Genomic DNA, 16,231 nt, shown 5'->3' with positions numbered 1-16,231 from the left:
CTCCCTACCCTATAAAATTGGAAGCTGCGACTGGCTCCAATTCTGATTCACTAACAGCAGGAACGATAATGACATCTTGACCAAGTAATATATTTGACATATCCTTCGGTGCTTTTAGCCATTTTCGACCTTCCATAAGATCCGAAATAAAACCATCTGTTAGCTCATAGCCTATTATCTGTGTATCCTGAAATGGATGAAAATATACATCCGATACACGACCTAGCTGAGAACCAGTTACCGTAACGATGGGCATGTCCTTTAAATGAATGACACCAGTACTGAATCCTCGTTGCAGAAGCTCTCGTCTACTTGTCTGAAGCTGCGATTCATCTTTAATAAGTATCGCATCTTCACCACATGATAGCACACAGCTCCACGGCACAGTTCGAACCTTTGTAGCAAACCATTTTGTATATTCAAGTACTAGACCTTGCAACTGCCAATGCTCATCGAACCACGCATCCAATACGATACCAACCTGCTTGCCCGTATCCATAACAATTACAGGCAAACCAATTAGTCGCTGTAGTGAAATCAATGTAAATCCCCCTTGCAACTTGCTGTTATGACACGAATATAAACTATCCATATCAATTGCTTGCATATAGCTTGTCCAAAAAGGGGCTTACTCGATTCAATAGGAGTATCTGCTATGCTATTGAGAAGTCGAAGGGGATAATCGTTTTACAATATTAGTTACAATTGGCGCTGCCTCTTCCAGTTGCTCAAGACTATTTCCCATGCCAAAGCTAAAACGAATCGCACTATTCAACCTTTCTCCGTCCAGCCCCATTGCCTTTAATACATGTGAGCGCTCCAAGGACCCTGAGGTACATGCTGAACCGCTTGATGCGGCAATTCCCTCAATGTCCAAGTTCATTAGCATGCTCTCTGTGTCTACACCAATGAAGCTAATATTGACGATATGCGGTAACGTATGGATTGGGTGTCCGTTGACTACGATGTTGCTACGATCTAGATCCTGCTGTAACAGCTCTACCCATTTATTACGTAATTCATGCAAAAAAGGTTGCCAAAACTTTCGTTCGTTCACACAAATGTCAAGAGCTTTCGCAAAGCCAACGATTCCTGCGATATTTTCCGTACCTGCACGACGTTTTCTTTCTTGGGAACCACCATGCAAAATAGACTCTAGCAGTGTACCATTTGCAACATAAAGCGCACCAATGCCTTGCGGGCCATTAATTTTATGTGATGAAAAGCTCATTAACTGCACTGGTAACGATTGCAAGTCATAATCAATATGACCAAGTGTTTGCACTGCATCAACATGCAGCAGTGCCCCGCATTGTTTAGCGAGCTCTCCAATTTGCTCAATTGGCTGAATCGTACCGACTTCATTGTTACCATGCATAATGCTAATGAGCCCAATACTGTCATCTAGTACTTGCGCTAGCTCATCCAGGTTAATCATGCCGTTAGCATCCACACCGATAACATGCAACGTAAATCCTTCATGCTTTGCAAGCCAATTCATTGTATGCAGCACAGCATGATGTTCAATTGCTGAAGTTACTAGCCCTTTGCGGCCTTTTGCAGCTTGAGCACGTGCAGCGCCGATAATTGCAAGATTATCACTTTCGGTTCCGCCTGAAGTAAAAATAAGCTCATTAGACTTGCAGCCTAAATGACGAGCAATTGTGTCACGCGCTTTATTTAAATGTGCTTTTGCACTTCTGCCGAAGTGATGGACACTAGATGCATTGCTTGGTCCTTGCTCCATCACCTTCACCATTTCTGCAATAACTTCAGGATGCATCGGTGTTGTCGCAGCATGATCAAAATAAAAAGACTTCATAGAACTTGTTCACTCCACTGCCGTTAAATATAAAACATATAAGCATCATTATTGGAATCAGGATGCTCTTCTTCCTTGAAATTAATTAAATGTTCAAGTGTAGTGGAATCCATAACATTTGCGATACTGTCACGAATTCTTAGCCACAAATCACGTTTTGCTGGATCATCTTCTTCCGTAAAATCAACAGGAGAAATCGGACCCTCCAGTACACGAATTACGTCGCCCGTAGTAATTTCAGATGGAGACTTTGACAATACATAACCTCCATATGCACCGCGAATACTTTTAACAAAACCAGCATTGCGCAACGGCGCAATAAGCTGTTCTAAATAATGCTCAGATAAATTATTTTTTTCGGCAATACTTTTTAAAGAAATTGGACCTTCTCCATATTTAGCAGCAAGCTCCATCATAATCGTAAGCCCATATCTTCCCTTTGTCGAAATTTTCATAAGATATACTCCTTTTTCTAATACAATGTAATCCTATTATTATTATATGGTATCATAACTATTTACGAACGTCTGCTACTTCAAACATCAAATTCATGAAAATCTTAATTTTATATGATACAATATGATCTGCTTGAAGTGTTAGTATAACTTTATTTCATTAGTTCTTTCTTCCTTTTTAATGAACAAGGTGGTGTATATATGTCAAACAATAAAGGGAAACGCGTCGTAATCGGAATGTCTGGCGGTGTCGATTCCTCAGTTTCAGCTCTTCTGTTAAAACAACAAGGTTATGAAGTAATCGGCATATTTATGAAAAATTGGGACGATACAGATGAATTTGGCCACTGTACCGCTGAAGAAGACGCTGAAGATGTTCGTCGTGTGTGCGAGCAAATCGATATTCCCTACTACACAGTTAATTTTGAAAAGCAATACTACGATAAAGTATTCACATATTTCCTTGAGGAATATAAGCGCGGAAGAACACCAAATCCTGATGTAATGTGTAATCGTGAAATCAAATTTGGTGATTTTCTAAAAAAAGCCGAGGAGCTTAACGCCGATTATTTGGCAACTGGTCATTATGCGCGAGTTGAACGCTTAGAAAACGGTGTAACAAAATTGCTAAGAGGCGTTGATTCTAACAAGGATCAAACTTATTTTCTAAATGCGCTTAATCAAAAGCAACTAGCTAAAGCTATGTTTCCAATCGGGCATTTGCCTAAGCCAGAAGTGCGTAAAATTGCAGAGGCTGCTGGTTTATATACCGCGAAGAAAAAAGATAGTACTGGAGTATGCTTTATCGGCGAACGAAATTTCAAGCAATTTTTAAGTCAATATTTGCCTGCAATGCCCGGCAAAATGATTGATATTGTAACTGGAGAGGAAAAGGGACGCCATGACGGTTTAATGTATTATACGTTAGGACAACGACAAGGGCTTGGTATTGGTGGCAGCGGCAATGGTGAGCCGTGGTTTGTCGCAGATAAAGATTTACAAAATAATATTTTGTATGTTGTCCAAGGAGATAGCCACCCAAGTTTATATTCAGAAAGCTTGCTGGCTACTAATATGAACTGGATTTTGCCGCAATATCATGATGCTGCGGTTGGAACTGTATTCGAATGCACCGCCAAATTCCGTTACCGTCAACCTGACCAAGGAGTAACTGTAACTAAACTGGAAAATGGTGAAGCGTTAATTACATTTGCCCAAAAGCAAAAAGCGATTACTCCTGGACAAGCAGTCGTATTGTATGATGGTGAAGTTTGCCTTGGCGGCGGAACTATCGATAAGGTCAATAAAGTAAAATACTAATTTCAATCTAGTTGATTGTGAATAACGACTAACAGGCTGTCGCGAATCGTCCTCCTGACGTTTCGGACAGCCTTCTTCTAGTTATGTAGGAAAATCTTCAGGATGAATGCTGCTAGCTAATTTGGCTAGTTGTGTTTTAGCCTGCCCATCAGCATGAATAAACTCTAATTGACTTGCAGTAAACGTTTCTTCTTTACTTGCTCGCTTATATTGAATACAAAGAAGTCCATCAGTCAATAAATAATATGCTTTAAATGTATTTGCGGGTTTATCGAAAGCTGTATCCTCAACATATTGATTAAGATTGGAATCATATTTTTGCACGGTATACGGAGCAGCTTCTTTAGGCTCGTAAAGTGCTGTTAACGGGTCTATGCTAGACACCTCTGCTAATGATGAGCCAGTCGTAATATGCTCAAAGTCTTTTATAGATAGCGACTTTGCTGCAAATAATGCACGCTCCGTAAGCCACCAATCATCTCCTTGATCCTTCTCTTGCTGTGAATTTTGCTTTTCAAAAAACAAATACATATAATAAGGCTGCTTCTCCTCAGATTCCAGTTTATAAACAACATACAGCAGCTTATCGTCAATTTGTCTTTTATATTCAATCGGATAAACATCGTGTATAGCTGCTAATGATCTTTTTGCTGCTGACATTTCGTAAATAATATCCCCATTGCTCGTAATTCCAAGTAAGCCCAGCTCATTGAAATAATAGGTTTTAGTAATGTAGTCAGCGGCGAATTTCTCATAACGTTCGTAATCTTCATATTGAGCAGAATTGTTATCCGTATTCGAAACCGACACTTCGGTTACGCTATTATATATGACTAAAAAACTAAAAAACTAAAAAATCCAATGATAAACGTTGCAATCAATATTTTCGTTTTCATAAATTACAATCCCACCCTAAAATTAACATCACCTCTCCATTATACACGTTCATCTCTTAAATTTCTAATTTTTGGTATAAATATCCCTTAGTTTTTCGAATGTCAAAATTACGATATATTCTCACAAGCTGACTAACAAGCTGAAATCCTCATTATTTTTTAGTGTTACTTTACTTTTAATTGTTCATTACTTGTTCGAAATTTGGTGTAAAATTTTAGCTTTTTTTCAGCTAAGATTTGGTATAATTCAAAAAGCATTGCTTAATGCTAGGTTGTAGCTAGCCCTTATTTTCTCAAATCTAATAACCACATCTGAACAAATGGATTATCAATTGTAGGAGGAATTAAAATGAAAAAAATAGTTATGTTCATGTGTGTACTTTTTGCCTTAATGCCACTCCAAGTATTTGCACATTCCAAATTAACTGAATCTACACCAGAGGCAGACTCAACTATTCATACATCTCCTGAGCAAATCAGCTTAACCTTTAATACAACAATTTCTTCAGCAAGTCGGATAACATTACTAAATGAAAGCGGAGAACAACTGACGCTTAACGATATTACTGTAAATGATTCTACAATTAGCGGACAACCTGCAGAAAAGCTAGACAATGGCAACTATACTGTGACATGGAATATAATTGGCGCTGATGGTCATGCAGTTGAAGGCTCTATCGGCTTTAAAGTTGAGCTTGAGGAAGAACCAGAACCTACAGCAACTGCTCAAAACGATGCTGCTGATGCTGATGCAAATGATCAATCAACAAACGAACCTGCTGAAACAACTACGCCAACACCTGCTGCAACTGCTGATGAACAACAAGCGAATGATAGTAATCAAACTACTGAAAAAAGCAAGCAACCAGTATGGCCATATGTTGTAATCGGCGTTGTTGTAGTAGCTATAATTGGTTTTGCTTTGCGTAAACGGAAATAAAATGAGCTATATTGCTGAATTTTTATTATACATTTGTTTTGCTATATTAATGGGAAACAGCATTTTACAGCTAATTGCAGTTTCCTATAAACCAACAATTGCTGTACCGAAATGGTTAATTATCGCTTGTATCATTGGCATTCCGCTGTTCGCTTATGCGCCGCTCCATACGACAGCAATTAGCTATGCGGACTCTTTTCAGCTAAGTTACGGTGCGATGATTAAAAGCATCTTGCTAGATTTACAGATTGGTAAAGGCTGGGTATGGATGACATTCGGCTCATTAGGATTAGCCATTATTATGGGCGCACCTATTTTCGCAAAAGATCGTCATATGCCCAAAGTTGCCTTTTTGCTAATCCTACTGATTGCGTTTTGGTTAGGCTATGGCAGCCATACTGCATCCTTAGATGCGGTGAGGGGACTAATCGTCCATACCGGGCATTTCCTTGCAGTTTCGATTTGGCTAGGTATATTATTTGTCGTTAGCTGGTTCTCAAAGGATGAGCTGCATTGGCAAGCGTTCTTAAAATGGTTTTCACCGCTAGCGATTGTTTGCGTCCTTGTTGCAATCATTGCAGGAATCACGCTAATGAGTTATACCGTTCCAGAGTATAATAATGCGTTAATGCTTAACTATGGACAGCTGTTACTCATGAAGCACGCGACTCTTCTTCCATTATTATGGCTGGCATTTAGTAACGGCTTTCTATACCCGAGATATGCACGTACGCACAATCTCTCTTCACAACGTAAATTATTACGTGCAGAAAGTATGATTGCCTTGCTTGTGCTTGGCTTTACTGCAGTGATGGGGCAATCTGTTCCGCCGCACACCGTCGTAGAAACATTGCGCACAGAAACGCCCGCTCCACTATTTCTTGCAATATTTCAAGGTAAATTCAGCCCTGATTTGCAATTACATTGGGAGTTAAATGTAAGTAATTCGCTGCTTATCGTAGCAACGTTAGTTGTTCTGTACGGTATTACGATCGCCTTTAAACAGCGCAGCTTCTTGTGGACGATTATTCTTTCCTTAATGATGATACTGTTCATTTATTTAATTGTTATGTTTGGGATACAGGCACAAGAGGTTGAAATTGAAGAGGCGGCGTTACTGATGTTATTCAATGATAGTCAATTGTCATTAATTCCTTGATATATTGCGCTTTTTAAAGCCTACTGCTTTTACTTTTAATTAAAGTAGCAGTAGGCTCTTTCAGCTTGCCTTTATCATTACTTTTGCCTTCTACGCTTCTCCTGATTAATTGCTATTTTCGCTTCCGCTCCTTGCTCTGTCGCTTTATAAAGCTCCACATGCGAAATGCGATCAGGTAAATACTGCTGCTTCACATAGTGGTTCGGATAATCGTGAGGATATAAGTAGCCTTTATGGCCTAGCTGCTCAGCTCCTTTATAATGAGTATCACGCAAATGATGCGGCACTTCATCAACACCATGTTGTTCTATGAGCTGATACGCTTTTTCAATCGCCAGTGCAGTTGCATTAGACTTTGGACTTTCCACAGCAAATAAAATCGCCTGGGCAATATTGTATTTCGCTTCTGGCAAGCCGATTTTATGGTAAGCATCCATCGCAGTAACTGCTTGAACCATTGCCTGCGGATTAGCTAAGCCAATATCTTCACTGCATGCAACGATTAAGCGTCGTAAAAAAATCATCGGATCCATTCCTAATTTCTCAACAGCGTAAAAAAACCAAAACAACGCAGCATCACTCGAGCCGCGAATACTTTTGTGAAAAGCAGATAAAACATCATATTGCATGGAGGTATCAGCGCGCACGGTCCGCTTGCGAATGGATTCTTGCGCTATCTCAAGCGTAATATGAACTGTTCCATCAGGCTGAGAGCTTGTTGTTACGGCTGCTAGCTCAAGTGCATTTAATGCACGGCGAATATCTCCGCCAGCCATTAAAGCAAGATGGTCTAGCGCCTCTTCATCAACTTTTAGCTTCATAAAACCAAGTCCACGCTCAGCATCATTTAATGCTCGCTCCATCGCTAATCTAGCATGCTTAGGCTCTAATGGCTCAAGTTGAAACAACGTAGAGCGTGACAAAAGCGCTCCATTTACATGATGAAACGGATTTTCAGTGGTAGCCCCGATAAAAATGATAATCCCCTGCTCCACTGCAGGCAGCAGTGCATCTTGTCTTGAAGTATTAAAGCGATGAACTTCATCTAAAAAGAGAATAGTTTTGTTGCCATAAAGCGCTTTTTCATCTCTCGCCTGCTGGATGACATCTCGCACATCTTTAACAGAGGCATCAACCGCATTTAAGCGTACAAATTTTGCTTTTGTGCGATTGGAAATAATATGTGCCAGCGTTGTTTTACCACAGCCTGGAGGTCCATATAGCAGGATCGAGCTAATTTGATCACTTTCAATCGCACGCCGCAGCAGCTTACCTTGCCCTACAATATGCTCCTGACCAATATATTCATCTAGAGTCCGTGGACGCATACGATCTGCAAGCAGCTTATGCTGCGCTATCGGCTGTTCCTCCTCAATTGAAAATAAATCCATCCCCTCACTTCCTTTCTACTAGCTAAATTTCCCCCAATATACATCAGTACGATAGTGCATCGTAACTTGCCCTTGATGCTCATGTTCGGCAAATAGCTTTTTTATTGCTGTAATAAAAGCTTCATATCGATAATCGTTGCTAGGAATACTATATGAGGACGAAGAAATTCTACCGATTAAGCCTTCCTCGTCTAACTTTTGCACATATGTAAAGCTCGTAAGTGTCGGTTGCTGACCACCGTAAAACGGAATTAATCGCTCCACACTAATTTGCTTATGCTTTACCTTATCATACTGCTCCCCAAATTGCATAAATAATTGCTCATAGGCTTCCATAAATGGAGAGGCTGCTTCATCTCGTTGATTCCATATAAGCGCTACATAACCGTTAGGCGCTAGCACTCGTTTAAATTCTGCTCTAGCAAGTCCAACATCAAACCAATGGAATGATTGGGCACAAACAATTCCATCTACGCTTTTATCTAACAATAGCGTAGTCTCAGCGGAGCCGTTGTTTACCGTAAGTGGCTTGTGAGCACGCTTTTCTTTATTAAGCTTTGATTCACTGACGGTTAAATATGGCCGTAGCTTTTCTAGCAACTTATGCCTCATTTCATCATTAGGCTCGACTGCTACAACATTTATTCCTTGCTGAAGTAAAAGCTCTGTAAATTTTCCTGTACCTGCACCAATATCAGCAATAACCTTGCCACTCTGCCACTCTAACTTGTCCTGCAAAAATGCTATAAGCTCCTTTGGATAACTTGGACGATAACGCTCATAGCTTTCAGAACGACCTGTAAAACGTTCGGTTGTTTTCATGTAGCGCACCTGCTTCCTAGATGCAAAAAAACTACTTGAATCGAGCTAAACCTTACAGTCTCGCTTCAATCAAGCAGTTTTATTGCAATCTTTTTATTTACAGCTATCTATTCGGACTTTTACAGCCTTGTCCGTATGCTATTTTTCCAACAAATCCTTAATAACAGCACTAGCCATAATTAGTCCTGCAACGCTTGGTACAAAAGCATTGCTGGCAGGCGGCATTTGCGCTTTACGAATTTCTGGAGCATTTTCTGGGACAATGCGCTGCGTTACATCCTCGCGCGGTTTAATTGGATCCTCGTCAGAGAATACCACCTTAACTCCTTTTTTAATGCCATCCTTGCGCAGCTTTGTGCGAACAACTCGCGCAATTGGATCGGTATGAGTTTTGGAGATGTCCGCAATTCTAAAGCGCGTTGGATCCATTTTATTGGCTGCACCCATGCTTGAAATAACTGGAATATTTCGTTTCAAACATTCTTTAATAAGATGCACCTTATAAATGATCGTATCAGAAGCATCTACAACATAATCAAGGCCATACTCAAAAAATTTCTCATACGTTTCTTCGGTATAAAACATTCTTACAGCAATTGCATCGCATTCAGGATTAATCTGCTTTATCCGATCACGCATTAGCTCGGCCTTAGGTTGACCTACCGTAGTTGTAAGTGCATGAATTTGACGGTTAACATTTGTAATATCAACGACATCTTTATCAACTAACACAATTCGACCAATCCCGGTTCTTGCTAATGCTTCAGCAGCAAATGAGCCAACGCCGCCAATACCTAGCACAGCAACCGAACTATTTCTCATTTTTTCTAGCCCTTCAGGACCAATTGCTAGCTCAGTACGAGAAAATTGATGTAGCATACTGCTCTTCTCTCCTCTTTAAGCTCATCTTATTCCGATTTCTTTTCACCAGCTTCTGCTTGAGCTGCAGCAGGCTTAGGTTTAACAACTGTACGAATGTGAAGTTGTTCTAGTTGAGACAATTTAACTTCAGAAGGTGCATCACATAGCAAGTCTGTCGCACTTGCAGTTTTAGGGAATGCAATTGTTTCACGCAAGTTTGTACGACCAGCAAGCAACATCACTAGACGGTCTAAACCGAAAGCAATACCACCATGCGGCGGAGTACCATAATCAAATGCATCCAATAAGAAACCAAATTGCTCATATGCTTCTTCCATAGTAAAGCCAAGTGCTTTAAACATTTTCATTTGTACATCGCGTTTATAAATACGCATTGAACCGCCGCCAACTTCATAGCCGTTCAACACTAGGTCATAAGCTTGTGCGCGAATTTGACCAGGATCTGTATCAAAGTATTCTAGATCATCATCATTTGGACGAGTGAATGGATGATGCTCAGCTACATAGCGTTTTTCTTCTTCATCATAGCTTAATAGCGGGAAGTCAACGACCCATGCAAATTTAAACACAGACTCATCAATTAGATTCAAATCTTTACCTAGTTTTAGACGAAGGTTACCTAAAACATCTGCAACTACTTTTGGTTTATCTGCAGAGAACGTTAGCAGGTCGCCTTCTTCAACTTGCAAGCGCTCAGTCAACGCTGCAATTTCTTCTTCTTTAAGGAATTTAACGATTGGACCTCTCCACTCGCCATCTTTAACTTGAATCCAAGCAAGACCTTTACCGCCATAACGAGCAGCAAATGGTTGTAAATCGTCAAGCTCTTTACGGCTCCAGCTAGCACAGCCTTTTGCGTTCAACGCTTTAACAACGCCGCCTTTAGCTGCTACAGAAGCGAACACTTTTACATCGCTGTTTGCGACAATATCTGTTATATCTTGAATTTCTAAGCCAAAACGAAGATCTGGCTTATCTGAACCATATTTGTTCATTGCATCTTTATACGTAATGCGTTGGAACGGTAATTGAAGTTCTACACCTACTGTTTCACGCAATAGCTTAGCCATAAGCTGCTCCATCATATCAAGCAATTGATCTTGTGACATGAAGGAAGTTTCAATATCGACTTGTGTAAATTCCGGTTGACGGTCTGCACGAAGGTCTTCATCACGGAAGCAACGAGCTACTTGATAATACCGTTCAACGCCACCAACCATTAATAGCTGCTTAAATAGCTGTGGAGATTGCGGCAATGCGAAGAACTCACCTTCATGTACACGGGAAGGTACTAAATAGTCACGCGCACCTTCTGGCGTACTTTTTGTCAAAATAGGTGTTTCAATTTCTGTAAATTCATTTTGATCAAGAAAATCACGGAAGATTTTCGTTGCTTTTGAACGAAGCTGAAGCGTTTTTAGCATTTCTGGACGACGAAGATCCAAGTAACGATATTTCAAACGAATGGACTCATCAACCTCAATGCCATCCTCAATAGCAAATGGAGGAGTTTTAGCCGCATTTAGTACTTCAATTTCAGTTACACGAACTTCGATTTTACCAGTAAAAATGTTCTCGTTATACGTTTCAGGATCGCGCTCAACAACTGTACCTTTAACAGCAAGCACATATTCATTACGTACGCGATCTGCGATTTTCAACGCATCTCCAGAGAAATCTGGGTTAAAGACAATTTGTACGATACCTGTACGGTCGCGTAAGTCGATAAACAATACGCCCCCAAGGTCACGACGACGTTGTACCCAGCCATTTAGAATAACTTCTTTACCAACATCTGCCATTGATAAAGTTCCACAGTTAGTTGTTTTTAGCATTACCATTTGATTGTCCCCTCTTTTCAATAATTACAATTATATTTTTTCAATCAAAGCTAGCTGCACATTATTTTTTAAGCTAATGCCTCAGCCAATTCTGTTAGTTTGACTGTGCGTTGCTCACCAGTAGCCATTTCTTTCAGCGTAATTTCGCCATTCGCAAGCTCGTCATCACCTAAAATTGCCGCATAACGCGCCTTCATGCGATCGGCTGATTTTAATTGCGCCTTCATCTTACGGCCTTGATAGTCGCGCTCTGCACGTAAACCTTTACTGCGCAGCTCATACACTAATTTTGTAATTTCGCTTTCTGCAGCCTCGCCTAAAGCGATCAAATATACGTCTAGGCCATAAAGATTAGGAATTTCTGTCGCTTGATGCTCTAATAGCATTATTGTGCGCTCCAAGCCTAAACCTAACCCAACTCCTGGTTGATCTGGACCGCCAATATCGGCAACTAGACCATTATAACGTCCACCGCCGCCCACAGTATCAATTGCCCCGATCCCTTCAGCCTTAAATTCAAAAGCTGTGTGAGTATAATAATCAAGGCCTCTTACTAGACGATGGTTAATTTCGAAAGGAATGCCCATATTGCTCAAATGTTCTTTTACTTTGCTGAAATGCTGTTCACATTCCTCATCCAAGCTATCTAGTATCGAAGGTGCATCAGCAAACTGATGCTGATCAACTTTACAATCAAGCACGCGAAGCGGATTACGCTCCATACGGCTTTGACAGTCCTTACATAAGCCTTCACGCTTAGGTTCTAAATAAGCTAATAGCTTTTCGCGGAAAGCTGCACGGACAGCAGGTGTACCGACTGAGTTAATTTCAACTCGAACCCCTTTTAAACCAACTTCTGTGTAGAAAGTATAGCCAAGCGCAATAACCTCTGCATCAAGGGCAGGATCAACAGAGCCAACTGCTTCTACACCAAATTGATTAAATTGACGATAGCGCCCTGCTTGCGCACGCTCATAACGAAACATTGGACCGATATAGTACAGCTTGGAAAGATCAGGCTCACCATATAGCTTGTTCTCTACATAAGCACGCATAACCCCTGCAGTGCCTTCTGGACGAAGTGTTAAATTACGTCCGCCTCGATCCGTAAAGTTATATGTTTCTTTTTCAACGATATCTGTCGTCTCACCAACACCGCGATGAAATAGCTCTGTTGCTTCAAACATTGGGGTGCGAATTTCTCGGAAATTAAAACGACGGCAAATATCGCGTGCTTTTTCTTCAACAAATTGCCATCTCTCTACAGCACCTGGCAGTATATCCTGAGTACCAGGCGATCGTTGGAATGACATGGATAACCCTCCTTAAAACTAATTCAAAGATAAAATTACGGCTGAGTTCAAAATTCGATGTCTGTTAAACTGCAACGCTAAGCTTCGTAATCAAAGTCGAACTTTTTGAACTCTCTCTTAAACAAAAAACTCTCGTCTCTTTGGTTACAACCAAAGGGACGAGAGTATTATTGCTCACGTGGTACCACCCAATTTCCGAATAAATCAGGTTATGATTTATTCGCTCTAACGAATATCGCTCGCTACACGCATAAAACTAATAATGCATCGCGTTGATGCACGTTCATCTTATGTTCTAAAGGATGTTATTCACTCAATCGTTGCAAGATGCTTCCAGCCAATGGCATCTCTCTCTGCAGCAGCGGTGGCTGAGTTACTTCTTCCTCTCACCGAATAACTATAAAATTGTATCTGATAAGTTATTTTACTGTTCGTCAATGTTAAAGTCAAGCATATGACAACATTCTCAAAAATTAGACAGAAAAAAACCTGCGGCATATCCACAGGTCCAAATGTATTATATATATCATTAAAAAGGGGGTCGAGTATTATTATAGGTTAGCGATGTTAAATTAAGATTATCGTAATATTACAACTTGATTACAAAAAAGAAAACGCTGTCCTTCGCTAACTTATTGGCAATTATCGCCTATTCCCGACTATCAATAATTAAAGTAACTGGTCCATCATTTACTAGCTGCACATCCATCATCGCTCCAAATCGACCTGTTTCGACATGCAACCCTTTTTCACGAAGCAATTCATTAAATTGATTGTACAGTTGTTCAGCATGATCTGGGCGTGCAGCAGCCATAAAATTAGGTCTTCTGCCTTTGCGACAATCCCCATATAGCGTAAACTGTGATACAGATAAAATGGAACCGCCTACTTGTCCAATATCATCGTTCATTTTGCCGTCTTCATCTTCAAAAACTCTTAAACCTGCAATTTTATCTGCCATCCATTTTAAATCTTGGTCAGTATCCTCATGCGTAATGCCGACAAGCAATACAAAACCATGAGTAATACTGCCCACTATTTCTCCATCTACCTTAACACTTGCTTCTTTGCTTCGTTGTAATACAACCTTCACGAATATAATCTCCTTACTGCATTATCCGATGCACAGAATAAATATCTTTTATTTGCTTAATTTTGTCTACTACTTTATTTAAGTGGTCAATGTTACTAATAAGCACTGTCATATGGATAATAGCCATTTTATTTTTATCCGTACGTCCAGAAACAGCACTTATATTCGTTTTTGTTTCCGATACAGCTTGTAAAACTTCGTTTAAGAAGCCACGACGATCACTGCCGGTAATCTCAATATCAACACTATAGTTTGCGTTGCTCGTATCCGCCCATTCAACCTCGATTACGCGATCGCCTTCCTCGTTATCCATCGGAATGTTTTGACAATCCATACGATGTACAGATACTCCACGACCACGAGTAATATAGCCGATAATTTTATCGCCTGGAACTGGGTTGCAGCAGCGAGCAAAGCGCACAAGTAAATTATCAACACCTTTAACCGTAACACCATTATTGTTATGCTTTTTGCTTTGACTGCTTGCATTACCTTTGATCTCTGTTACATCTCTCGTTAGCTCAATCTGATTAGCAGCCTCTTGCTCACGACGCAACTTTTCTGTTAACTTAGTTACAATTTGTGCCGCCGTAATTCCAGAGAAGCCAATCGCTGCTAACATATCCTCGATATCGTTAAAGGTAAATTTTGTCGCCACCTCTTGCAACTTATCCTCCGTCATCCAGACATGCGGCTCCAAACCAAGTCGCTTAAGCTCTCGCTCAATCATTTCCTTACCTTTTGCAACATTTTCCTCGCGTTTCTCCTTCTTAAACCATTGTTTAATTTTACTGCGAGCATGTGACGATTGAGCAATTTTCAACCAATCTGTACTAGGTCCATAAGAATGCTTAGAAGTTAAGATCTCTACGATGTCACCGGTCTTCAACTTATGATCTAGCGGTACAATACGACCGTTAACTTTCGCTCCTATCGTACGGTTACCAACCTCTGTATGAATACGATATGCGAAATCAAGCGGAACCGAGCCAGCTGGCAGTTCTAACACTTCTCCTTTTGGCGTAAAGACGAAGACTAGGTCAGAGAAGAAATCCATTTTGAGCGATTCCATAAATTCCGCTGCATCCTTTGTTTCCTTTTGCAGCTCCAAAATTTCACGGAACCAGCCCATTTTATCGCCAAAACTAGCATCAGGCACTACGCGCCCTTCCTTGTACGCCCAATGTGCTGCGATCCCGTATTCACTCGTACGATGCATTTCCCATGTACGAATTTGAACCTCAGTCGGTTCTCCGTTAGGTCCGATAACCGTAGTATGCAGCGATTGATACATATTTGCCTTCGGCATCGCGATATAATCTTTAAACCGCCCTGGCATCGGCTTCCATAATGTATGGATAATCCCTAACGTTGCATAACAATCCTTTATATTATCAACAATGATTCGAATCGCAAATAAATCATATATTTCACTAAACTGTTTATTACGTGTCATCATTTTTTGGTAAACGCTATATAAATGCTTAGGACGTCCTGAAATATCCCCTTCAATTCCCATCTCTTGAAGCTTCTCACGAATAGTAGCCACTACATTTTCAATAAATGCCTCGCGCTCGATCCGTTTTTTCTTCATCAAATTGGCAATGCGATAATATTGCTGAGGATTCAAATATCTTAGCGAAATATCCTCCATTTCCCATTTGATTCGCGAAATACCAAGTCGATGTGCGATAGGACAAAAGATCTCTAATGTTTCATAGGCAATTCGACGCTGAGATTCTTCCGATTGATACTTAAGGGTACGCATATTGTGCAAGCGATCGGCTAGCTTAATGATAATGACACGAATATCCTGTGCCATCGCTACAAACATTTTGCGATAGTTTTCATTTTGCTGCTCCTCGCGAGACTGAAATTTTATCTTTTCTAGCTTTGTCAAGCCGTCTACAAGCATCGCACAGGTATCACCAAATTTTTCACGAACCGTCTCCAAATCAACAGTAGTATCTTCAACAACATCATGCAGCAAAGCTGTTACGATCGATATAACATCCAAATGCATATCAAGTACAATATCCGCTACTGCAAGAGGGTGAAGAATATACGGCTCTCCTGATTTACGTATTTGTCCCTTATGAGCCTGATCAGCAAAATCATAGGCCTCTCTAATTAGCACGAGCTCATGCTCTTTCATATATTCTGATGCTTTTTCAATTAATTGCTCTATGCCCATGATCCCTTTCCCTTTCCAAGCTAATGCTCGCCTTTTTCACAACAAAATGTGTGATATACTAATTAATTATGCCTGTAAACGACATATCCCGTCAATTAGATTG

At 40.4% G+C, this 16,231-nt stretch carries 14 protein-coding genes and 1 other annotated feature; of the genes, 3 read left to right on the top strand and 11 right to left on the bottom strand.

The genetic code is table 11. From position 1 onward, the window contains the following. Positions 1-4 precede the first annotated feature (4 nt). The 3 genes from AC2TDL_RS16655 to cymR all read right to left on the bottom strand — a co-directional run bounded on the left by AC2TDL_RS16655 (position 5) and on the right by cymR (position 2,277). Positions 5-541: a PRC-barrel domain-containing protein gene (locus tag AC2TDL_RS16655; RefSeq protein ID WP_484697182.1), complete on the bottom strand. Its 537-nt coding sequence runs from the start codon at positions 539-541 to the stop codon at positions 5-7. Between the two features lie 117 nt (positions 542-658). After that, positions 659-1,822 (bottom strand): cysteine desulfurase family protein, encoded by a 1,164-nt coding sequence (locus AC2TDL_RS16650; protein ID WP_484697181.1) that lies wholly within the window; start codon positions 1,820-1,822, stop codon positions 659-661. A 23-nt stretch (positions 1,823-1,845) separates the two neighbouring features. Next, entirely contained in the window at positions 1,846-2,277 is a 432-nt protein-coding gene (gene cymR / locus AC2TDL_RS16645; RefSeq protein ID WP_484697180.1) for a cysteine metabolism transcriptional regulator CymR, read from the bottom strand. A 201-nt stretch (positions 2,278-2,478) separates the two neighbouring features. Here cymR and mnmA point away from each other — a divergent pair, with 201 nt between their 5' ends. After that, positions 2,479-3,597 (top strand): tRNA 2-thiouridine(34) synthase MnmA, encoded by a 1,119-nt coding sequence (mnmA, locus tag AC2TDL_RS16640; protein ID WP_484697179.1) that lies wholly within the window; start codon positions 2,479-2,481, stop codon positions 3,595-3,597. Between the two features lie 81 nt (positions 3,598-3,678). On the opposite strand, the gene AC2TDL_RS16635 is transcribed toward mnmA, so the two are convergent. Further along, entirely contained in the window at positions 3,679-4,407 is a 729-nt protein-coding gene (locus AC2TDL_RS16635; RefSeq protein WP_484697178.1) for a hypothetical protein, read from the bottom strand. A 435-nt stretch (positions 4,408-4,842) separates the two neighbouring features. Between AC2TDL_RS16635 and AC2TDL_RS16630 the strand changes: the two genes are divergently transcribed. Continuing rightward, positions 4,843-5,433: a copper resistance CopC family protein gene (locus tag AC2TDL_RS16630; protein WP_484697177.1), complete on the top strand. Its 591-nt coding sequence runs from the start codon at positions 4,843-4,845 to the stop codon at positions 5,431-5,433. Position 5,434: 1 nt separating this feature from the next. Beyond that, positions 5,435-6,592, top strand: coding sequence for a copper resistance D family protein (locus AC2TDL_RS16625; protein ID WP_484697176.1), 1,158 nt, complete (start codon positions 5,435-5,437; stop codon positions 6,590-6,592). Between the two features lie 77 nt (positions 6,593-6,669). On the opposite strand, the gene AC2TDL_RS16620 is transcribed toward AC2TDL_RS16625, so the two are convergent. From AC2TDL_RS16620 to AC2TDL_RS16590, 7 genes are all read right to left on the bottom strand, one after another. Then, complete coding sequence (locus AC2TDL_RS16620; RefSeq protein ID WP_484697175.1) at positions 6,670-7,983, bottom strand: replication-associated recombination protein A; 1,314 nt, start codon at positions 7,981-7,983, stop codon at positions 6,670-6,672. 18 nt (positions 7,984-8,001) lie between these two features. Beyond that, positions 8,002-8,805 carry a class I SAM-dependent methyltransferase gene (locus AC2TDL_RS16615; RefSeq protein WP_484697174.1) on the bottom strand — a complete coding sequence of 268 codons (804 nt, stop codon included), beginning with the start codon at positions 8,803-8,805 and terminating at the stop codon, positions 8,002-8,004. 138 nt (positions 8,806-8,943) lie between these two features. Beyond that, positions 8,944-9,684: a tRNA threonylcarbamoyladenosine dehydratase gene (locus AC2TDL_RS16610; protein ID WP_484697173.1), complete on the bottom strand. Its 741-nt coding sequence runs from the start codon at positions 9,682-9,684 to the stop codon at positions 8,944-8,946. Between the two features lie 29 nt (positions 9,685-9,713). Next, complete coding sequence (gene aspS, locus AC2TDL_RS16605) at positions 9,714-11,522, bottom strand: aspartate--tRNA ligase (protein WP_484701250.1); 1,809 nt, start codon at positions 11,520-11,522, stop codon at positions 9,714-9,716. A gap of 74 nt (positions 11,523-11,596) precedes the next feature. Then, on the bottom strand, positions 11,597-12,841 hold the full coding sequence (gene hisS / locus AC2TDL_RS16600) for a histidine--tRNA ligase (protein ID WP_484697172.1): 1,245 nt from the start codon (positions 12,839-12,841) through the stop codon (positions 11,597-11,599). A 151-nt stretch (positions 12,842-12,992) separates the two neighbouring features. After that, positions 12,993-13,240 (bottom strand) — a binding site (T-box leader). 250 nt (positions 13,241-13,490) lie between these two features. Further along, a complete protein-coding gene (dtd, locus tag AC2TDL_RS16595) occupies positions 13,491-13,934 on the bottom strand; it encodes a D-aminoacyl-tRNA deacylase (RefSeq protein WP_484697171.1) in 444 nt (147 codons plus the stop codon). Between the two features lie 13 nt (positions 13,935-13,947). Next, entirely contained in the window at positions 13,948-16,128 is a 2,181-nt protein-coding gene (locus tag AC2TDL_RS16590; protein WP_484697170.1) for a RelA/SpoT family protein, read from the bottom strand. Positions 16,129-16,231 lie beyond the last annotated feature (103 nt).

The organism is Paenibacillus sp. plas6, from assembly GCF_057221655.1.
The sequence above is the reverse complement of the archived record's forward strand: the minus strand, read 5'-3'. Positions and strand labels throughout refer to the sequence as shown.